Below are 19,808 nucleotides of genomic sequence, written 5' to 3'. Positions count from 1 at the left end.
TATGATACAATTTGTAAATCCTTCAAAAAATACGTGGGCCGAACTCAGCAAACGCCCTACTCTACCCACAGAAAATCTCGATGCCAACGTACGTGCCATTTTTACCGACGTGCAAAACCGCGGCGATGCAGCCGTGCTCGAATACACGGAAAAGTTCGACCAAGCGAAACTTACGACATTAGCCGTTTCCCAAGCAGAAATCGATGCTTCGGAGTTTGAAATCGACACTGAACTGCGCACTGCTATTGAAGTTGCGAAAAATGCCATTTACAAATTTCACGAATCGCAACGCGAAGTTCCTGAGATAGTAGAAACAACTACAGGCGTGCGTTGCTGGCGCGAAAGCCGACCCATACAGCGTGTAGGTATCTACATTCCCGGCGGAACCGCGCCTTTGTTTTCGACCGTGCTCATGTTGGGAATTCCAGCAAAATTGGCTGGTTGTGCCGAAATTGTTCTGTGCACGCCACCCGATGCAGAAGGGAAAATTCATCCTGCAATTCGTTATGCAGCCGATCGCGTTGGTATCACAAAAGTGTTTGCTGCAGGCGGTGCACAAGCTGTTGCAGCACTAACGTCCGGAACCGAAAGCATTCCCGCAGTGATGAAAATTTTCGGACCCGGAAACCAATACGTAACAGCAGCAAAACAACTGGCGTTACAATTCGGTGTGGCCATCGATATGCCCGCCGGACCCAGCGAAGTTTTAATCATAGCCGACGAGTTCGCTAATCCCGAATTTACTGCAGCCGATTTACTTTCTCAAGCCGAACACGGAACTGATAGTCAGGTAATCTTGTTATCCAATAGTTCCAAAATTATTGAGCAATCAATCCTTCAAATTCAAAAACAATTGCAAGAATTGCCGCGTGCAGCAGTAGCAGCCGAAGCGCTTGCAAACAGTAAGGCCATTCTATTCGAAGATTTAGATACTTGTTTCGCGTTTAGCAATGTTTTCGCACCCGAACATTTAATTCTCGCATTAGAAAATGCAGCCGAATACCGAGGTTTAATTCAAAATGCCGGTTCTGTTTTCTTGGGTCGTTACAGTTGCGAAAGCGCCGGAGATTACGCCAGCGGAACCAATCACACCTTGCCTACCAACGGCTACGCACGTCAGTACAGCGGCGTCTCGCTAGACAGCTTTATCAAAAAAATTACCTTTCAGGAAATCGATGCGCAAGGAATCAAAAATCTGGGACCAACCATCGAAATCTTGGCCGACGCCGAAGGCTTGCAAGCACACAAAAATGCCGTAACGCTGCGTCTTCAAAAAGTAAAAAATTCGAATTCATGAAAAGCATTCAACAATTAGCAAACCCGCACTTGCTTAATTTACAACCATACAGTAGCGCACGTTCTGAATACTCAGGCACAGCGAAAGTGTTTTTAGATGCAAACGAAAATCCGTTTGGTGCTTTAAATCGCTATCCCGATCCGTTGCAAACAGCACTAAAATCCAAACTTTCTGAACTTAAAAATACAACGCCCGAGCAGCTTTTCATCGGAAACGGCAGCGACGAAATTATTGATTTAACGATCCGGCTGTTTTGCGCAGCGGGAGCCGATGCCGTTACGATTTGTCCGCCCACATACGGTATGTACGAGGTTTCGGCAGCCATCAATAACATCCGAGTAAATCGAATTCCGTTAACCGTTGATTTTGAATTAGATGTATCGAAAATTCTGGAACAACAATCCAAAATATTGTTTTTGTGCTCACCGAATAATCCCACGGGCAATACACTAAAAAATATAGCCGAAATCGTTCGTGCCTACTCGGGAATCGTATTCATCGACGAAGCGTACTGCGAATTTAGCACCAACGAATCGTGGGTCGCAAAAGTAAATCAGTATCCTAATGTGATCGTTTCGCAAACCTTCAGTAAAGCCTACGGACTTGCTGCGGCGCGAATCGGAGTGGCGTACGCATCCGCAGAAATAATCGATTTACTCAATAAAATAAAACCGCCCTACAACTGTAGCTCGTTAAATGTTGCAGCTGCTCTGGAAGCACTTTCCGACAACGGAAAAGTAATGCAGCAAATCGCTGAAATCGTATCTGAACGCAAACGCCTAGAAAACGAACTTGCTGCGGTGTCTGTAATTGAAAAAGTCTTTACATCCGACGCCAACTTCCTCTTCCTTAAAACAACCAACGCAACGGCTATTTACAATCAACTGATTAACCGCGGAATCGTAGTTCGTAACCGACACAACATAGTAGAAAATTGCCTGCGAATTACAGTAGGCACAAAACAGGAAAACGATTTGTTAATCAACATCTTAAAAAGCATCCAAGCATGAAAAAAGTACTCTTCATCGACCGCGACGGCACGTTAATTATAGAACCAAAAACCGATTTTCAGGTGGACAGTTTGGAAAAACTCGAATTCTATCCGTATGTGTTTCAATACTTGGGGAAAATCGCAAAAGAACTCGATTACGACTTGGTAATGGTTACCAATCAAGACGGTTTAGGTACGGCTTCGTTTCCAGAATCCGATTTCTGGCCAGCTCACAATAAAATGTTGCAAGCATTTGAAAATGAAGGTATTGTTTTTAACGAAATTCTCATTGATAAGTCTTTTGAAAACGAAAATCTACCTACTCGCAAACCCGGAACTGCCTTGCTTACACACTACATTAAAGGTAATTACGACTTGGCAAATTCATTTGTAATTGGCGATCGAGAAACCGACGTGCAGTTGGCAAAAAATCTGGGTTGCAAGTCGATTTTCCTTGGCGAAACAGCAACAAACGCCGATCTCGCCACAACAGCATGGGCAACGATCTATAAGTACTTAAAATCGCAACCACGAACCGCAACAGTTACACGAAAAACCAAAGAAACAGACATTGCTATTACACTAAACTTAGACGGCTCTGGAAAAGCGAACATAAATACTGGTCTTGGTTTTTTCGATCACTTGCTGGAGCAAATCGCTAAACACGGAAGTTTCGACTTAGCTATTTCCGTACGCGGTGATTTGCATATCGACGAACACCACACAATTGAAGACGTGGCCTTGACATTAGGACAAGCTTTTTTCGAAGCGCTAGGCAGTAAAATCGGCATCGAGCGTTACGGTTTTGTCTTACCTATGGACGATTGCTTGGCGCAGCTAGCCCTTGATTTCGGAGGACGTCCGTGGTTGGTTTGGAAGGCTAAATTCAAAAGAGAGAAAGTGGGCGATATGCCAACGGAAATGTTTGAGCACTTTTTTAAATCTTTTTCCGATCAGGCGAAATGCAACATCAACATCAAAGCCAAAGGAAAAAATGAGCACCACAAAATCGAATCGCTCTTCAAAGCTTTTGGAAAATGCCTCAAAATGGCAGCAACAAAAAACAATCAATTTTCAATTCCAAGTACAAAAGGAACCTTATGATCGCAATAATTCAATACAACGCTGGCAACGCTACTTCGGTGAAAAACGCCGTGGAAAGCTTGGGATTTGATTGTGAAATCACTTCAGATCAACAGAAAATCCGAGCCGCCGAAAAAGTCATTTTTCCCGGTGTAGGTGCCGCACAATCGGCCATGCTGTATCTAAAAACATACGGATTAGATAACTGCATTCAAAAACTTCAACAACCGGTTTTAGGAATTTGCCTAGGGCAGCAACTGCTGTGTGCGCATTCTGAGGAAGGAAGTACGACGGGACTAGGAATTTTCAATGCAAAAGTAAATCGCTTCCCGGCAAACGGTATCGTTCCACACATGGGTTGGAATACGATTACTCCTGTAAAGGAAACTGCTCTTTTAGAAGGACTTACCCCCTACGACGACGTTTACTTCGTGCATTCTTACTATTGCGAACCCACTTCAGATACTGTTGCTACCTGCAATTACATCTTGCCATTCAGCGCGGTTATGCAAAAAGATAACTTCTATGCCACACAATTTCATCCAGAAAAATCGGCAGGAATCGGACTCCAAATATTAAATAACTTCTTGAAATTATGAGAATTATACCTGCCATAGATATCATCGAAGGAAAATGCGTTCGATTAACAAAAGGCGATTATTCCACACAAAAAATATATCGAGAAAACCCTTTAGAAGTAGCCAAAGAATTTGAAGCCAACGGCATTGAATACTTGCATTTAGTGGATTTAGACGGTGCAAAATCAAACGGAATTGTCAACTATGAAACCTTAGAATTACTAGCTACGAAAACGCAACTAAAAATAGATTTTGGCGGCGGCATTAAATCGACAACCGATGTAGAAATTGCATTTTCGAGCGGTGCGGCACAAATTACGGCAGGAAGCATTGCCGTTAAAAAGCCGGAACTATTTGCCTCGTGGTTGGATAGATACGGTAGTTCGAAAATCATTCTTGGCGCCGATGCCCAAAATCGAAAAATTGCAGTTCAAGGATGGCAAGAGAAATCGGATGAAGATGTTGTGGCTTTCATCAAAACCCATGTCGAAAAAGGAATTCAGTATGTGGTTTGTACCGATATCGATAAAGACGGCATGTTAGCAGGACCGTCGTTCGATTTATATCAAGAAATACTGAAATCGGTTCCTGTAAAACTAGTGGCGAGCGGAGGCGTAAGCTCGATAAACGATTTGCAACAACTCAGAAAATTGGGTTGCGACGCGGCAATTATCGGTAAAGCCTTGTATGAAAATAAAATAACCCTAACTGAACTGGCTACCTTATGTTAAAAAAACGAATCATTCCGTGTTTAGACATAAAAGACGGTCGAACTGTAAAAGGCGTACAATTTCAGAACATCAAAGACGCCGGCGATCCGCTAGAATTGGCCAAGCGGTACTCCGACGAAGGCGCCGACGAACTCGTATTTCTCGACATAACCGCTACATTGGAAAAGCGACAAACCTTGGTGAAACTCGTTGAGCAAATGGCATCGAAAATTCGTATTCCCTTTACTGTTGGCGGCGGAATCAATTCTCTAGCCGATGCCGAAGCGGTTATTCGTGCGGGCGCTGATAAAATAAGTTTGAACTCCGCAGCGGTAAAACGACCTGAGTTAATCTCTGAAATCGCAGAAGCTTTTGGGAGTCAATGCGTTGTTGTTGCTATCGACACCAAACTGGTACAAGACCAATGGAAAGTCTTTGTAAACGCAGGCAAAACCGAAATGCCACTCAGCACGGTCGATTGGGCGAAACGAGCATTTAATCTAGGTGCGGGCGATCTTTTACTCACATCTATGAACCACGACGGTTCGCGAAACGGATTTGCCATTCCGATTCTAAAACAAGTAGCTAATGCGGTAAACATTCCTGTAATTGCTTCGGGCGGAGCGGGTACAAAAGAGCACTTCGCTGATGTTTTTCAGCAAACCAATGTATCGGCAGCTTTAGCAGCGGGTATCTTCCACGAAAGTGCAGTTAGCATTTCCGAAGTAAAATCGTATTTAAAAACACTAAACATTCCTATTCGATGAAAATAGATTTCGATAAAGAAAACGGACTCGTTCCAGCTATCGTCCAAAACTACCAAAATGGCAGCGTTTTGATGCTTGGTTATATGAATCGTGAAGCCTACAAAAAAACCTGCGAAACAAAGAAAGTGACGTTTTTCAGCCGATCAAAACAGCGTTTGTGGACGAAAGGTGAAACGTCGGGCAACTTCCTAAATGTAGTATCGATTTCTGAAGATTGCGACAATGATGCTCTATTGATATTGGTAATTCCAGAAGGTCCGACTTGCCACACGGGAACGGATTCTTGTTTCAAAGGCAGTTTCCAACAGTCGTTTTTATACGACTTAGAAGCAACCATTTCTGAACGAATTACAGGTTCCGACGAAAATTCTTATACTAAAAAATTAGTGGAAAAAGGCATCAATAAAGTGGCTCAAAAAGTAGGTGAAGAAGCTGTGGAGTTGGTTATCGAGGCAAAAGACAACAATCGCGAATTGTTTTTAAACGAAGCCGCCGATTTGTTGTATCATGTTCTGATTTTGCTTCGCGCGAAAGACACGTCGTTGGCAGCAGTAGAAGAAGTATTAAAAAGTAGATCGCGATAAAATTACTCGAGAATGGCGTCTTGAATGGCTTTTTGAATTTGTTCGCGAACGTTTTGTTGCGATAAGGCATTAGGCGCATTGCTGTCGGGAAACGTTCGATTGGATAAAAACACATAAACCAATTGCGTTTTCGGATCGGCCCAAGCAATAGTGCCCGTAAAACCGGTGTGTCCGAAACTTTCTGCAGACACACAACCACACGTTGGGCCAGAAGTTCCCGGCAATTGCGGCTTGTCGAATCCCAAGCCACGTCGGCTTCCCAAAGTTTCGAAATAACGTGTATTGAAGGTATCGAAGGTAGCAGAACTAAAATATTGTTCGCCTGCATAATTTCCTTTTTGCAAAAAGAGTTGCATCATTTTGGCAACATCAAGCGCATTTCCAAAAAGGCCAGCATGTCCTCCTACTCCACCCTGCATCGCAGCAGCCATATCGTGCACAAAACCTTGAATGGTATCTCTGCGGAAATAGGTATCAATTTCTGTTGGTACAAGGTCATGTAAATCAAACCGTTGCGTCGGATTATACGTTAAAGTACCGGCACCGATTTTTTTGTAAAAATGCGTATATGCGCTGATATCCAAAGAAGCATGCAATTGGTCTTCCAGATATTTCTGCGCCAAAATAAAGGTGTAATCGCTGTACTTATAACCTTGATTTGGTACGAGTTTCGAATTTTTAATTTTCTGAAGAATCGAATCGCGGTACGTACCAATGATGTACAAACTGTCGCTCACACGCGTATTAAATGTTTGATTGGCTATTTTTGAGTAATAAGTCGGATTGATCATTCCGTTTGCCAAGAGCGTTTGTTTGTAAAACGGTGTCCACGCTTCGAAACCGGCTTGATGCGAAAGCCATTGCTTTACCGTAATATCTTTTTTATCAGATGTTTGCAAATACGTCAAAAGTGTTCCCAGATTGGTGTCTAAGGTAAACTTGTGCTGCTCGTAGTTTTGCATCAATAACGGCAAAGGTGCTAAGATTTTGGTAAGCGAAGCCAAATCGTAAACAGCAGCGTTGGTTACCTTTGGTGCCGTAGCGTCGTAGGTAAATTTTCCGAAGGATTTTTGATAAACAACTTTACCGTTTCGTGCTACAAGAATTTGTGCACCCGGCGTTGTTTTCTTTGCAATAGCCGTTTCTATAATGTTATCGATTGCTTTCAACTTTTCGGAACTCATTTTTTGCAGTTCTGGAAGCGAAAATCCGAGTCGGTTTACTGCTTTTGTATCGATTCCAAATCCGGCTGGATAATTTGCGTTAATGCTTACAGGTAAACGTCCGGCGGCGGTAGTGGTTCCGAAAATGACGTCGGCACTGACACGTTGTGCAACCTCGGCATTTTGGTACGAAACGATAATCGCTGCAAAACGATTTAGAAAAGAAACTGGCATTAACGAATACGGACGCACAAAAACGTCAAGAATTACGGGCTTTTTCTGCGTTAAGCGATCGAGAATTTGAATTTCATTGTCGGTAAACGATTGCGATTTCCAGGCGCGATCCGACTTGTGAAAACCTACAATTACTTTTGAAAATTCGGCAAACTGACTTTCGATAGAATCGAGTGATGTGACAGCAACTTCGGTAATATCTGCGTAATTTTTAAGTGACTCCAAAAACGCTGCATTCTGGTCGTCGCCGAGTTTTATGTACGCAATACGCTCGTTTTCGAGTTTTTGAATTGGCAGGATCTCGTTTTGATTCTGAACAACCGTAACGGCATTTTCAAACAATTGCTGTTGAAGAATTTTGTTTTGCGGCGGATTGATATCTGCGATTAGGTTTTGCTCGGCAATGGGTTGGTACTTGTTTAAACCAATTCTGTATTTGTGTTGCAGAATTTTCTTCACAGATTTACTGAGGCGTTCTTCGGTTAAAACACCGTCTTGATACGCCATGCAAATGAGTTCAATTCCGAGCGGAATGTTTTCGGGAAATAGCAAAACGTCGTTGCCCGCCAGCAGCGCTTCAAGATTAATTTTTCCGGCCGGACGTGTCCCCGAAGCCGCTTTCATATTTAACGCATCGGTAAAAATTAATCCTTCGAATTTCATTTCATCGATAAGTAAATCGGAAATGATGTTTTTAGAAACGGAAGACGGAATATCTGCCTGCGGTTCGATAGCGGGAACGTTTAGGTGCGCCACCATTACCGATGAGAGTCCGTTTTTAAACAACTTTTTATATGGATAGAGTTCCAAACTATCGATTCGTTCTTTTGAAAAAGGAATTACCGGAAGCGCATAATGCGAGTCGGTCCCGGTATCTCCGTGGCCTGGAAAGTGTTTTCCAGTGGCGTAAATTCCGCTTTCTTGAATGCCAGTCATCAACGCTAATGCCGATTGGGTCACGTTTTCTTTGCTTTCGCCGAAGGAACGGAAACCAATAATCGGATTTTTGGGATTGGTATTCACATCGAGAACTGGAGCAAAATTGAAATGCACGCCTAAACGTTTGCTTTCTTTTGCCATTTGAATTCCCATGCTTTCCAATAACTTTTTGTTGCGAACGGCACCCAATGTCATGTTAAAGGGAAACTTGAACGTAGAATCGAGACGCATGTTTAGTCCCCACTCGGCATCGATACCAATAAACAAAGGAAGTTTCGAAAGTGCTTGATATTGGTTGGTCAGTTTTGCTTGACGCATCGGACCGCCTTGAAAGAAAATCAGACCACCAATTTTATAATCGCGAATGAGTTTCTTAACCGAATTTACGTGCACGCTGTCTTTGTTGGAATAGGCCGCCACCATGAATAGTTGCCCGATTCGTTCGGTCAGGTTCATGTTGTTGTACACGCTGTCGACCCAACGTTTTTCTGCATTAGATTCCTTCATCCAAGCGAACGAAACGGGAGGCAACGAATCGATTGGATTATGGTGACTCTTGGCATGGGAAAGCTCTTCGGCACGATGTTGCTCGGCTTTTTTTGCTTCCGCAGATTTACAGGCCGCGATTCCTAAAGCGATTGATACTAAGACGACACCGAGTTGAAAACGAGCAGATATCTTCATATTAAAAAAACCTGCTGTGCCAGCTTTGCGAGGCTTCAACTTCCCAGTCGTTTTGATATTCCTCGATGGTGTTTACCAAATTATTGAAAACGATCGTATGAGGCGATACGGCGCGATCTTTGACCATTTTTTTAAAATCGATCAATGACTTATGTGCGATATGGTCTCCCAGACGATATGTTACATTCATTTTATCGAGCAAAACGATATTGAATTGTTTCTCCAATTCTTGTATGAAATGTACGGATACATCAATCGAACAGCCCGTTGCAGCATTAAACTCCTGATCAACAGCTAGAACGATAAACCGGTCGTAGCGAATTTCAAAAGAAGCTTGCAATGGTTTTCCGTGTGCTGCCCAATTTTCAACAAATTGTTGCAGAGCGGTTTCAATTTGGCTTAGTTCTTCAGGTTGTAAGCGTCGGTTGCTTTGGTAAATCCAAACGCGCGACTCTTCGGGTAATTCTTCAAAAGGTACGTACATTTTTATAAGTCTTCTGCATTAGCGATCAATTCGGCAATGTCCATCACTTTTACGCTGGCTTCTTTTTCTTTGTTTTTCACACCGTCGGTCATCATAGTGTTACAAAACGGGCAAGCAGCGGCTATGATATCGGGTTGCGTTTCGAGCGCGTCTTCGGTTCTGAGGATGTTTACTTCTTTATTTCCCGGCTCTGCGTCTTTAAACATTTGTGCACCACCGGCGCCACAGCAGAGTCCGTTTGCTTTTGAGCGTTTCATTTCAACAAGTGCCACATCGAGTTTTTCCATTAACTCGCGCGGAGCTTCATAGATGTTGTTGGCACGACCGAGGTAGCACGGATCGTGGAAAGTGATTCGCTTTCCTTTAAACTGACCTCCTTGAATGGTGAGTCGGCCGGAATCGAGCAACGATTTTAAGAATTCGGTGTGGTGAATGACTTCGTAGTTTCCGCCGAGTTCTGGATACTCGTTTTTTAGTGTATTGAAGCAGTGCGGGCAAGCCGTAACGATTTTTTTCGCTTCGTATGCGTTTAGCACTTCGATATTCATCATGGCTTGCATTTGGAATACGAATTCGTTTCCGGCACGTTTTGCGGGATCGCCGGTGCAACTTTCTTCGGTTCCGAGCACGGCAAATTTTACTTGTGCTTTATTGAGAATTTTCACGAGGGCTTTCGTGATTTTTTTGGCTCGATCGTCGAAACTACCTGCGCAGCCAACCCAAAAAAGAACTTCGGGTTGTTCGCCGGTTGCTAGCATTTCTGCCATTGTTGGAACTGAAAGTTGCTCTGCCATAGTTATAAGTTTTTATTCGTGTTTACCATCGTCGAAAACTTGGATGGTGACTTCTTTTTCAATTAAATCGGTGAATTTACCTCGGTAACGAGTTGCTTTCACCAAGTGATTATCGATCCAGTGGTAATTTCCGCCCCGTGGTTTACCCATAACCATGCCGTGGTATTTGAAACCGTGTTTTTTAAGCCATATTTCCGTGTACTCGCGGTGGGCTTCGGTGCGTGAGGTGAAGAAGAAAATGATGTGTCCTTCATCGTACCACTTATTTAATGTTGCTAGTGCATCTGGATATACTGCTGCGGTTAGCATGCGTTCAGGCTCTTCGTTTGGAATATCGTCGCAAACAGTGCCGTCGATATCAATCAAGTAATTCTTGATGCCTTCAGGTAGGATTGGGCTGATGGTTTTGCCGTTTTCCGTTGCGCCGATAAGTTGTTTTTCTACATCTTCAAGTTTCATTTTCGTTTTGTTTTTAATTTGTTGTTAATCAGATTAAAAACAGCCTTACGCTCACATATAAGATCCGTTTTTTGGTATTGGTGCCCGCATTAGGGATTGCAGTGGAAATCCTGCCTTTGACAAAAGGCAGATTGGAACGGAAAGCCCGACCGCCCGGAGGTACGGAGGGTGGGAATGCCCAAATCCTTATTCATTTTTCCAATTCAATCGATCTTGCTGGCTGTATTGCCATGGTGCTCCGTTATTTTCGATGTTGCTCATCATAGCGTTAAGCGACATAGGTGCGGCGCTTTGTTCCATTACGAGGAAGCGGCGCAAATCGAGAATAATTGAAAGCGGATTTATATTTACTGGACATTCCTCGACACAGGCGTTACACGACGTACAAGCCCATAACTCCTCAGGCGTTATGTAGTCGTTTAGCAAGGTTTTGGTGCTTTGCGGCATTTGTCCGTTGTTCTTATCTATTTCATCACCCAACTCTACCATGCGATCGCGCGTGGCCATCATGATGCGTCTTGGAGATAATTTTTTACCCGTTTGATTTGCCGGACAAGCCGAAGTACAGCGTCCGCATTCGGTACACGTGTAGGCATTAAGCAATTGTACGCGGTTGAGATCGGTTACGTCGGCGGCGCCAAATTTCGTTGCTGGAGCGTCGGCTGGAGCTGCCGCATAAGGATCGGCGTTTGGATCGAGCATCAATTTCACTTCACGTGTAACCGATTCCAGATTAGTAAACTTCCCTTTCGCGTCTAAGTCAGCAAAGTACGTATTTGGAAATGCGAGTAAAATATGTAAATGCTTACTGAAATACAGATAGTTAAGGAAAATCAAGATTCCGATGATGTGTAACCACCAAGCAGCGCGCTCTACTAATGCCACCACGCCTGGACTCATGCCTTCGAAAATGGGCAATAGGAACGACGAAACGGGAAAAGCGCCGGCTTCGGGATAGTGCGTGTACCCAATAAGTTGCAGATGACGATCGGCTGCATTCATTATTAAAAAGAGCGACATCAGCACAACTTCAAAATACAAAATATAATTCGCGTCTGATTTAGGCCAGCCGGTCAAGTCGTTGTGGATGAAGCGTTTTAGTTTAATGATGTTTCGTCTGGCGAAAAAGGCAAAGACAGCCACGAGAACGAGCAAGGCCAGAATTTCGAATGAGGCGATTAGCACATTGTACGTTGTTCCTAAGAAACTGAAAATGCGGTGTGTCCCGAAAAGGCCGTCGATTATAATTTCGAGAACTTCGATATTGATTATTACAAAACCAACGTACACGATGATGTGTAGCAATCCGCTGATTGGTCTGGTGATCATTTTCTTTTGACCGAGTGCGATGAGCGCCATATTTTTCCAACGTTCGGAACTGCGGTCGCTGCGATCAACTTCTTGACCGAGTTTGATATTGCGAATGATTTTCTTGGCACTTTTTGCAAAGAAGGCAATTCCAAGAGCTAGGACAATAAGAAACAGTATGTTATCAATGTATTGCATCTGTTTTAAGGTTTTGGTTCGGCGTTAGTTTCGGGCGCTTTGTATGGTTTATTCTTTTTTCCAAAGAGCGATACGTTGATGTAGCGCGTTGGATTTAGGCGTAAATCTTGCAAGAGTAACTCCAATTCTTTCGCTGTTTTATTGAAGTTGTTGTACATGGCTTCGTCTTTCAGGATTTTTCCGGCGGTACCTTTTCCGCTTTGGAGATCGGCGATAATTTTATCCATGCTAGCAAGCGTTGATTCTAGCTTTTTGACCGTTTGTCCAATATTTACTTTGGCTAACGAATCGGATATTTTAGCGAAGTTTCCGGAAGTTTTATCAAAATTAGCGATGGTGCTATTTAGTTTTCCTTTGTTGTCGGCGATTAAGTCGTTTGCATTTGCAGCGAGCGACTTGAATTCGGCCATTGTTTTCTCAAGTTCGGCAATTGAATTTTTGAGATGATTTTGTGTTTTGGTATCGAGTGTATTGTTGATTCCGTTGAGTAATACGTTAACCGACGAAAGTATCGTCGAAATTTTTTCTTGCAGCGGTTTTAATGTTTCGGTCACTTGTGCAGTGATTCCCGAGATTACTTCACCTTGCAAATAGGTTCCGTTTTCGATCAGGTTGGTGTCTTGCAGGTTTGGAATGATTTGTACTTGTTTGCCACCGATTAATCCGGGCTCGTACAGATTTGCTTTGGAGGACTTGGAGATAGGGAAATCGCCTGTGATTTTTAACTCAACGAGTAATGAAGCGTCTTTCGGATCGAGAGTAATGGATTGTACCTTTCCTACGGCGAGACCATTAATGGTTACTGCTGCCGACGGCAAAAGACCCTCGACGTTTTTATATTTAACGTAAACGATTTTAGATGAATCAAATAAGTCGCTCCCTTTGAGGAAATTATATCCCCAAATGAATAAGAGAATGGATGAAACGACGAGTATGGCGGTTTTGAGCTCTCTGCTTAGTTTCAAGGTGCAAGTTTTTGCGCAAATTTAAACTAAATTATAGAAGCTTATTGCTTAATCGCTTCTTGTACACTGATTTTTTTTCCGTCTTTGAAAGCAATGATGTACGCTGAATCGTAGCCTTTTGATTTTGCTGTTGCGAGGAGTTCTTTCGCTTTGGCGTAATCGGAAGTATTTCCATACATGTATTTGTAGAGGGTACCGTTATCGGTTGCTACACTGATGTCGGTTAATCCTTTAAAATTTGCTGGCGTTGGTTCCAATTTTTTGCCGCTGGCACTGATTTGTACTTTGAAGACAATGCCCGAATCTACGGGATTGGTTTGCTGTTGTGGTTCTTGATTTCGAGGAGTTTCTGTTACGGGTTTTGCGGGTGCTACGCGATCTTCAGGAGCTAATTTTTCCGACGGCTTTTCGGAAATTTGCCCTTCCCCACCAAAATATTCCTTTTTGTAACTAATGATGGCTTTTGCGATTGCCTCTGCCATTTTATCTTGTCCTTCGTCTGAATTCAGAAAAGCTCCTTCTTTTGCATTAGAGATAAAACCCATTTCGATAAGTACGCGAGGCATATACGCTTTATGTAAAACCATAAATAAGGCTTGTTTTACGCCACGACTCTTCCGGCCGAGCATATCGGTAAAGTTATTTTGGATTTTACTGGCTAGAGCGATACTGTTGTCCATGTACTCTTCTTGGAGCATGGTCATCCCGATCATTTTTTCTGGAGAATTCGGATCAAATCCCTCGTATTTAATTTTATAGTCTTTCTCCATGGTGATTACGGCATTTTCGCGTTTTGCCGCTTCGAGGTTGCTCGCGTTTTTACCCGGACCCATAACATAGGTTTCGGTTCCATCGGCAGAGAGGTTCGCGTTTGCGTTGCAGTGTATCGATACGAAAATGTTGGCGTCGGCGCGATTGGCGATGTTTGCACGTTCGATAAGTTCGATAAAAACGTCGGTTTTACGAGTATAAACCACGTCGATATCGGGCTGTTTTTCTAAAATTTTACCAACGCGAAGCACTACTTCTAGGGCGATTCGTTTCTCTAAGTATCCGTGATACGAGGCGCCAAAGTCTTTACCACCGTGACCTGCATCGAGAGCTACTTTAAATGTATTTGACTGAGCTGAAACGACTTGCGTAAAAAAAAGTATACTTAATGAAATGAATTGTAAAGATTTGCGTTTGAAGTTCATCTTTCAGGCTTGTTTTTTGTGGATTTAAATGCTTCGTTAAAATTACTTCCGGCTTATATAGCTGAAAAATTATATGTAAGTTTGACCCACCAAAAAGTGCGCCACTTTTCACAAAAGTAGTATTAATACATTTGCGTTCAAACTTACTTCATATCGTTTTTTTAGCAACGTTTTTAACAATCTGTTGCGGAAAAGTTCAGGCGCAGGAATTGCCTGCAAAATCACTTAACGTTTCACGTACCCAAAAGAATACTCTGACAGAATCACTACCGACCACAACCGTCGATACATCAAAGAAAGGTAGTGTTGAACCTAAGAAACCCGTCTTAGAAGACATCGTTCGCCGTAAGGCAAAAGGTTACGAGCGGATGAATCAGAAAACAAAGCAGTTAACGCTGTACGACCAAGCTGAATTGTACTACCAAGACGTGGAACTTACCGCAGGAATAATTGTAATGAATTACGAAACCAATGAAGTTTCGGCGGGAAGAATTAAAGATTCTACAGGTACATTAACGCAGCGGCCTGTCTTAAAACAAGGTGCAAATGTGGTTGAACCCGATTCGATCCGTTTCAATACGAAAACTAAAAAAGTAATTATTTACAATTCGCGTTCGCAACAGGGAGAACTTAATTTTATTTCTGAAATAGCTAAACGCGAAAACGACTCGGTGTACTTTTTATCGAGAACGAAGTTTACCACCTCGGAAGATATCGACAATCCGGAATATTACTTTTTGGCACGAAAGGCAAAATTTGTTCCTAAAAAGAAAGTAGTCGTAGGGTTTACGAATATGTACATTGCCGACGTTCCGACGCCTATTGCCTTGCCTTTTGCCTTTTTTCCAATGACTACTAAAAGTCAGTCGGGTGTGTTGATTCCTACTTTTAACGACACAAACAATCGCGGCTATTCTTTACAAAATGGAGGTTACTATTTTGCCATCAGCGATTATTTGGATTTGAAGTTGACTGGCGATTATTTCACGAACGGCAGTTATGGAATTCGAGCCGAGACAAATTATGCTTTGCGCTATAAATTTCGAGGAACTTTAAATTTCAGGTATGAAAACCAAGTGTTTAGCGAGCGAGGTTTCCCAGATTACAGTAGAACAACGCTATACAACATACAGTGGAGTCATGCGCAAGACGGAAAATCCAATCCGAATTCTCGATTTTCAGCTTCGGTGAATTTGGGAAGCTCGCAGTTTTTCCAAAGTTCATTTAATCAATTGGCGGCTGCATCTCGTTTAAATAATACGTTAGCGTCGTCGGTATCCTATTCTAAAACGTTTAATTGGGAACCTCAGGTAAACATCACTTTATCGGCAACGCATTCGCAGAATACGCAGTCGCAAGTTATAAACATGACTTTGCCAACGTTCAATGCCAGTATGGACCGCGTTTTTCCGTTCGCTCCGAAAGAAGGAATCAAGAAAGGATTTTTTCAAAATATAAACTTCCAATACAATGTTCTTGGTGAAAATCGAATAACTACTACCGATTCATTGTTTTTCAAACCTGAGATGTTCCGGAATGCGCAGGCGGGAATGCGACATAGTATTCCAATAAATACCAACATTAAATTGTTCAAGTATTTTAGTGTACCTTTTAATGTTAATTATAATGAAGTTTGGTACATCAAAACGATAAACCGAAAATTTGATTCTGAATTGAATCAAGTAGTTGATCGCGAGGTAGGTGGATTCGATTCGTTTAGAACCTATAATTTCAGTACTGGACTTGGAACTACAATTTACGGAACTTACGATTTTGGAGACAAGGGAAAGGTTAAAGCAATTCGACATGTGATGCGTCCAGCAGTATCGTACAATTACACACCGAGTTTCGACCGGTATTACGACACGTATGCAACCGACGCTAGCGGTAACATGCGTAAAGAATACACGCGATTTGAAGAGGGAATCTACGGTGCGCCTCAAAGAAATTACAGTAATGTGCTTGGCTTTCAGTTATCGAACACTTTTGAGGCGAAAGTAACTGACAAAGATTCTACTAAAACGGAGTACAAGAAAATAATGTTGCTCAACAATTTAAATTTTCAAACGGGTTATGATATAAGTGCTGATTCGCTGCGTTGGTCGCCTATGCGCGTTAGTGGAAGTACCTTGCTATTTAAAGAGAAGATGAACGTTAACTTAGCTGCAACTTTTGATCCGTATGCCGTAAATGCTGCTGGGCGACGTATTAACACCTTTAACATTGATAATGGCGGTTCTTTATTCCGACTTACTAGCGCTAACGTTACTATGAACTATTCGTTTGACAGTAATTTCGGGAATAAGAAAAACAATGCTGCGGGCGAAGAAAACCAGCGAAACGGCGGTCGGGAAGACGATTTATTTGGAACTGCAACGGATTTTGGGGATCGACGGAAATCGCAGTTTGATGAAGATGATGAAGATACCAAACCTTTGGAATTATACGCCGCCGACATACCGTGGGATTTAACTTTGGCCTATTCGCTTACGTATTCTAACGATAGAAGGCAAAGCGAAATCACGGGCAATAGTATAATGGCTTCTGGAAACTTAACATTAACGCCGAAGTGGAAAATTGGTGCATCAACAGGTTATGATTTTGTTCAAAACGGTATTACGTATACACAACTTCGATTTGAACGGGATTTATTAAGTTGGCGAATGGATTTTACTTGGGTTCCGATTGATGTATACAAATCATGGGGGTTCTTTATCGGTATCAAGAGCGGTATGTTGAGTGATATTAAGTGGGAACGTCAGAGTTTACCCGACGGCGGACGACGTTAATTTATAAACCTGAGTTCGATTTAAAAATTGCGGTCAGAAAATAGATAACTAGTTGATTACAAAATAGATTTGTTTTGGGATGGAGTAATCTTACGAAGTAGGCAGCAATTCTTGTGTTTAGTTGGGAAGTTGTTCATCTTAAGCGTTCCGACAATGATTTTTAGTCGACCGCAGCTTTTTAGTTCTTACTGCAAAAAAATCGTACTTTTAGAATTATGAAAAAAATCATTTACACAGCTCATGCACCTGCACCTATTGGACCGTACAACCAAGCCGTACAATTTGGAAATCAATTATATACGAGTGGGCAGATTGCTATCGATCCAACTACAGGACATTTAAAGTTAAAGAATGTGGCCGAGCAAACAGAACAGGTCATGGAGAACTTACGCGCGGTTTTAGAAGCGGCTGGTTTTCAATTTTCGGATGTAATAAAAACGAGTATTTTCTTAACGGACATGAACGATTTTGCTACGGTGAATTCGGTTTACGAAAAGTACTTCGACGAATCGGTAGCGCCTGCTCGAGAAACTGTAGCTGTGCAAGGATTACCAAAGGGCGTAGATGTCGAAATATCGATGATTGCGTTTAAAGAATAATTTCTTTTTTAAACACGGTCAAAGTATTCGACATCACTTAGCGGATTATTAAAGAGGAAAAACTAATCTAAATGTTCGACTACTTCGATATTATTACCTTCGATAACGCGACTCAAATCGCCTTGAATAGTAGTCGAAATAGCTGAATAAAGCTTTATTTGGTTTGTACTGCTATTTGAAATTTTCAAACCCGCGGAAGTTGATCCCGAACCGCGATCGTGTTGTTCGTAAATGACGTACTGGTCGTCACCAATTTTAAATCGGACCAACTCAACATCAACTTGTTTTCCGTTGTTTAGGAAAGCTATTCTATGGGAATATTTAAATTGTTTCCAACTGTTAGGTTTTGGTTTAGGAAATTCAATTTTATCTTCTAGTGGATTTACAAATCGAAACTGTAAATAGTAATCGGTTTTATCTTTAAGAAGTATAATTTCTTCGCCGGTTTTTGCTTTGAAACGTAAAATAGCTTCTTCGTTTTCAGCCAAAACAAGTTGCGCGTTGCTGAATTGCGTCAGGAAAAGAAAACCGACTGCAAAAAGTGTTTTAAAAGAAAAAAGGTGTCTCATAGTTTAAAAAAGCGGTTTGATTTTCTCGCGGTCGGTGATTAAAATGTAAAGATCCATAAGTAAAAGCGGTATCGCGAGTGCTAATCCGCTTGGTTCAACGCTTGCGCAAAAGGCATTGATTCCGATCAAAATTGGAAACGAAACGATTGCACCTAAGGCTCGAAAACGAGGAAAAAGAAGTAAAAGACCGCCGAGAATTTCGCCGATACCGACTAAGGGCATCAACCAAGAAATTTCGACAAATGCGGCAAAATCCTTTTGCATTTCAGGATTCATTTGTTCGGGCATGGGCATGTATTCTAAGAATTTGTTTAAGCCGCCGTTCAAGAACATGAGACCTAAAATCCAAGCTGCTGCAAGTGTTGTGATTTTTTTCATGGTTATTATTTTCTGAATGCTAACGTAGTGATTATCGATTAAGAATACATCTCATTATTGTAAAAAAATAAAAAAAGTAATGCCAAATTCACGGGATATTCTTATTGGCTTATTTTTCTTAATTAAGAATACCTGTTTAGCGTTTTTAACGCTTACTAAATTACGAAACGCTTGAGAACTAGGTTACGGGTTTTCCGTAAATTTTGAGGAAAATTTCGGCAATGAAAACGCGAGGTGGAAATTTGAGTTTTCAAGCGCGGGAATGAACCAGTGTCGACGGCGATTCGATTTAGAGAACCGCAGTCTGCCTTGTTTTGTGGTCGGTTGTGGACGTTTGTGGCTGCTTGTGGTGAACCGTAGAAAACCGTCGTCAGCTACCACTTATCTGACAATACGGAATTTAACCGAAACGATTTTACGGGTTTTCCGTAAATTTTGAGGAAAATTTCGGTAGCGAAAACGCGAGGTGGATATTTGGGTTTTCAAGCGTGGGAATGAACCATTGTCGACGGCGATTCGTTGTAGAAAACCGCAGTCTGCCTTGGTTTGTGGTCGGTTGTGGGTGTTGCGATTGCTTCTGGCTGATTGTGATCTCTGCTGCTGAGTTGTTTAGAACGGTAGAAAACCTTCCTTGCGTGCTAGTTATCTGGCTTTTCAAGGAGTGACGACTACACTTCGTTGTAGAGAACCGCGGTGTTCCTCAGGTTGTGGCTCGACGTAATGTGTTGTGGCTGCTTGTGGTGAACCGTAGAAAACCGTCGTCAACTACCACTTATCTGACAGTACGGAATTTATCCGAAACGATTTTACGGGTTTTCCGTAAATTTTGAGGAAAATTTCGGTAGCGAAAACGCGAGGTGAATATTTGGGTTTTCAAGCGTGGGAATGAACCAGTATCGACGGCGATTCGTTGTAGAAAACCGCAGTCTGCCTTGGTTTGTGGTCGGTTGTGGCCGTTTTTGGCTGCTTGTGGTGAACCGTAGAAAACCGTCGTCAACTACCACTTATCTGACAGTACGGAATTTATCCGAAACGATTT

Annotated in this window: 18 protein-coding genes; 9 read left to right on the top strand and 9 right to left on the bottom strand. The window is 42.3% G+C overall.

Annotation, left to right across the window (positions count from 1 at the left end):
- Nucleotide 1: 1 nt before the first annotated feature.
- The 7 genes from hisD to hisIE are packed head-to-tail and all read left to right on the top strand — an operon-like array spanning nt 2 to nt 6,010.
- Nucleotides 2-1,297: a histidinol dehydrogenase gene (hisD, locus tag Q0064_RS12190; protein WP_298148493.1), complete on the top strand. Its 1,296-nt coding sequence runs from the start codon at nt 2-4 to the stop codon at nt 1,295-1,297.
- A complete protein-coding gene (hisC, locus tag Q0064_RS12185; RefSeq protein WP_298148492.1) occupies nt 1,294-2,307 on the top strand; it encodes a histidinol-phosphate transaminase in 1,014 nt (337 codons plus the stop codon). The genes hisD and hisC overlap by 4 nt, the downstream gene beginning before the upstream one ends.
- Complete coding sequence (gene hisB / locus Q0064_RS12180) at nt 2,304-3,392, top strand: bifunctional histidinol-phosphatase/imidazoleglycerol-phosphate dehydratase HisB (RefSeq protein WP_298148491.1); 1,089 nt, start codon at nt 2,304-2,306, stop codon at nt 3,390-3,392. The genes hisC and hisB overlap by 4 nt, the downstream gene beginning before the upstream one ends.
- Nucleotides 3,389-3,970 carry an imidazole glycerol phosphate synthase subunit HisH gene (gene hisH, locus Q0064_RS12175; RefSeq protein WP_298148490.1) on the top strand — a complete coding sequence of 194 codons (582 nt, stop codon included), beginning with the start codon at nt 3,389-3,391 and terminating at the stop codon, nt 3,968-3,970. Before hisB ends, hisH begins: the two co-directional genes overlap by 4 nt.
- Complete coding sequence (gene hisA / locus Q0064_RS12170) at nt 3,967-4,680, top strand: 1-(5-phosphoribosyl)-5-[(5-phosphoribosylamino)methylideneamino]imidazole-4-carboxamide isomerase (RefSeq protein ID WP_298148489.1); 714 nt, start codon at nt 3,967-3,969, stop codon at nt 4,678-4,680. Before hisH ends, hisA begins: the two co-directional genes overlap by 4 nt.
- Nucleotides 4,674-5,426 (top strand): imidazole glycerol phosphate synthase subunit HisF, encoded by a 753-nt coding sequence (gene hisF / locus Q0064_RS12165; RefSeq protein WP_298148488.1) that lies wholly within the window; start codon nt 4,674-4,676, stop codon nt 5,424-5,426. The genes hisA and hisF overlap by 7 nt, the downstream gene beginning before the upstream one ends.
- The gene (gene hisIE, locus Q0064_RS12160; protein ID WP_298148487.1) at nt 5,423-6,010 is read left to right on the top strand and encodes a bifunctional phosphoribosyl-AMP cyclohydrolase/phosphoribosyl-ATP diphosphatase HisIE; all 588 of its coding nucleotides are present in this window, start codon (nt 5,423-5,425) and stop codon (nt 6,008-6,010) included. Before hisF ends, hisIE begins: the two co-directional genes overlap by 4 nt.
- A gap of 2 nt (nt 6,011-6,012) precedes the next feature.
- On the opposite strand, the gene Q0064_RS12155 is transcribed toward hisIE, so the two are convergent.
- The 7 genes from Q0064_RS12155 to Q0064_RS12125 all read right to left on the bottom strand — a co-directional run bounded on the left by Q0064_RS12155 (nt 6,013) and on the right by Q0064_RS12125 (nt 14,434).
- Nucleotides 6,013-9,030 carry a glycoside hydrolase family 3 N-terminal domain-containing protein gene (locus tag Q0064_RS12155; RefSeq protein ID WP_298148486.1) on the bottom strand — a complete coding sequence of 1,006 codons (3,018 nt, stop codon included), beginning with the start codon at nt 9,028-9,030 and terminating at the stop codon, nt 6,013-6,015.
- 1 nt (nt 9,031) lies between these two features.
- Nucleotides 9,032-9,514: an ABC transporter ATPase gene (locus tag Q0064_RS12150; RefSeq protein WP_298148485.1), complete on the bottom strand. Its 483-nt coding sequence runs from the start codon at nt 9,512-9,514 to the stop codon at nt 9,032-9,034.
- Nucleotides 9,515-9,516: 2 nt separating this feature from the next.
- On the bottom strand, nt 9,517-10,308 hold the full coding sequence (locus Q0064_RS12145) for a (Fe-S)-binding protein (RefSeq protein ID WP_298148484.1): 792 nt from the start codon (nt 10,306-10,308) through the stop codon (nt 9,517-9,519).
- Nucleotides 10,309-10,320: 12 nt separating this feature from the next.
- Complete coding sequence (locus Q0064_RS12140; RefSeq protein ID WP_298148483.1) at nt 10,321-10,767, bottom strand: phosphoheptose isomerase; 447 nt, start codon at nt 10,765-10,767, stop codon at nt 10,321-10,323.
- 186 nt (nt 10,768-10,953) lie between these two features.
- The gene (locus Q0064_RS12135; protein ID WP_298148482.1) at nt 10,954-12,273 is read right to left on the bottom strand and encodes a (Fe-S)-binding protein; all 1,320 of its coding nucleotides are present in this window, start codon (nt 12,271-12,273) and stop codon (nt 10,954-10,956) included.
- A 5-nt stretch (nt 12,274-12,278) separates the two neighbouring features.
- Nucleotides 12,279-13,238, bottom strand: coding sequence for an MlaD family protein (locus Q0064_RS12130; protein ID WP_298148481.1), 960 nt, complete (start codon nt 13,236-13,238; stop codon nt 12,279-12,281).
- 41 nt (nt 13,239-13,279) lie between these two features.
- Nucleotides 13,280-14,434 (bottom strand): N-acetylmuramoyl-L-alanine amidase, encoded by a 1,155-nt coding sequence (locus tag Q0064_RS12125; protein WP_298148480.1) that lies wholly within the window; start codon nt 14,432-14,434, stop codon nt 13,280-13,282.
- A 131-nt stretch (nt 14,435-14,565) separates the two neighbouring features.
- Here Q0064_RS12125 and Q0064_RS12120 point away from each other — a divergent pair, with 131 nt between their 5' ends.
- Both Q0064_RS12120 and Q0064_RS12115 read left to right on the top strand, forming a co-directional pair.
- The gene (locus tag Q0064_RS12120; protein ID WP_298148479.1) at nt 14,566-17,223 is read left to right on the top strand and encodes a putative LPS assembly protein LptD; all 2,658 of its coding nucleotides are present in this window, start codon (nt 14,566-14,568) and stop codon (nt 17,221-17,223) included.
- Nucleotides 17,224-17,438: 215 nt separating this feature from the next.
- Entirely contained in the window at nt 17,439-17,822 is a 384-nt protein-coding gene (locus Q0064_RS12115) for a RidA family protein (RefSeq protein ID WP_298148478.1), read from the top strand.
- Nucleotides 17,823-17,884: 62 nt separating this feature from the next.
- On the opposite strand, the gene Q0064_RS12110 is transcribed toward Q0064_RS12115, so the two are convergent.
- Both Q0064_RS12110 and Q0064_RS12105 read right to left on the bottom strand, forming a co-directional pair.
- Nucleotides 17,885-18,391 carry a hypothetical protein gene (locus Q0064_RS12110; protein ID WP_298148477.1) on the bottom strand — a complete coding sequence of 169 codons (507 nt, stop codon included), beginning with the start codon at nt 18,389-18,391 and terminating at the stop codon, nt 17,885-17,887.
- Nucleotides 18,392-18,394: 3 nt separating this feature from the next.
- The gene (locus tag Q0064_RS12105; protein WP_298148476.1) at nt 18,395-18,769 is read right to left on the bottom strand and encodes a DoxX family membrane protein; all 375 of its coding nucleotides are present in this window, start codon (nt 18,767-18,769) and stop codon (nt 18,395-18,397) included.
- Nucleotides 18,770-19,808: the final 1,039 nt, after the last annotated feature.

The sequence above is a fragment of the Flavobacterium sp. genome (assembly GCF_027490375.1).
GTDB lineage: Bacteria > Bacteroidota > Bacteroidia > Flavobacteriales > Flavobacteriaceae > Flavobacterium.
The sequence above is the reverse complement of the archived record's forward strand: the minus strand, read 5'-3'. Positions and strand labels throughout refer to the sequence as shown.

Excerpts from the sequence above, each read along its gene's own strand:
- Q0064_RS12155 (WP_298148486.1), bottom strand. The coding sequence starts at position 9,030 with ATGAAGATATCTGCTCGTTTTCAACTCGGTGTCGTCTTAGTATCAATC.
- Q0064_RS12135 (WP_298148482.1), bottom strand. The coding sequence starts at position 12,273 with ATGCAATACATTGATAACATACTGTTTCTTATTGTCCTAGCTCTTGGA.
- hisH (WP_298148490.1), top strand. The coding sequence starts at position 3,389 with ATGATCGCAATAATTCAATACAACGCTGGCAACGCTACTTCGGTGAAA.
- Q0064_RS12145 (WP_298148484.1), bottom strand. The coding sequence starts at position 10,308 with ATGGCAGAGCAACTTTCAGTTCCAACAATGGCAGAAATGCTAGCAACC.
- hisC (WP_298148492.1), top strand. The coding sequence starts at position 1,294 with ATGAAAAGCATTCAACAATTAGCAAACCCGCACTTGCTTAATTTACAA.
- Q0064_RS12150 (WP_298148485.1), bottom strand. The coding sequence starts at position 9,514 with ATGTACGTACCTTTTGAAGAATTACCCGAAGAGTCGCGCGTTTGGATT.
- Q0064_RS12110 (WP_298148477.1), bottom strand. The coding sequence starts at position 18,391 with ATGAGACACCTTTTTTCTTTTAAAACACTTTTTGCAGTCGGTTTTCTT.
- hisD (WP_298148493.1), top strand. The coding sequence starts at position 2 with ATGATACAATTTGTAAATCCTTCAAAAAATACGTGGGCCGAACTCAGC.
- Q0064_RS12125 (WP_298148480.1), bottom strand. The coding sequence starts at position 14,434 with ATGAACTTCAAACGCAAATCTTTACAATTCATTTCATTAAGTATACTT.
- hisA (WP_298148489.1), top strand. The coding sequence starts at position 3,967 with ATGAGAATTATACCTGCCATAGATATCATCGAAGGAAAATGCGTTCGA.
- Q0064_RS12140 (WP_298148483.1), bottom strand. The coding sequence starts at position 10,767 with ATGAAACTTGAAGATGTAGAAAAACAACTTATCGGCGCAACGGAAAAC.
- Q0064_RS12105 (WP_298148476.1), bottom strand. The coding sequence starts at position 18,769 with ATGAAAAAAATCACAACACTTGCAGCAGCTTGGATTTTAGGTCTCATG.
- hisIE (WP_298148487.1), top strand. The coding sequence starts at position 5,423 with ATGAAAATAGATTTCGATAAAGAAAACGGACTCGTTCCAGCTATCGTC.
- hisB (WP_298148491.1), top strand. The coding sequence starts at position 2,304 with ATGAAAAAAGTACTCTTCATCGACCGCGACGGCACGTTAATTATAGAA.
- hisF (WP_298148488.1), top strand. The coding sequence starts at position 4,674 with ATGTTAAAAAAACGAATCATTCCGTGTTTAGACATAAAAGACGGTCGA.
- Q0064_RS12115 (WP_298148478.1), top strand. The coding sequence starts at position 17,439 with ATGAAAAAAATCATTTACACAGCTCATGCACCTGCACCTATTGGACCG.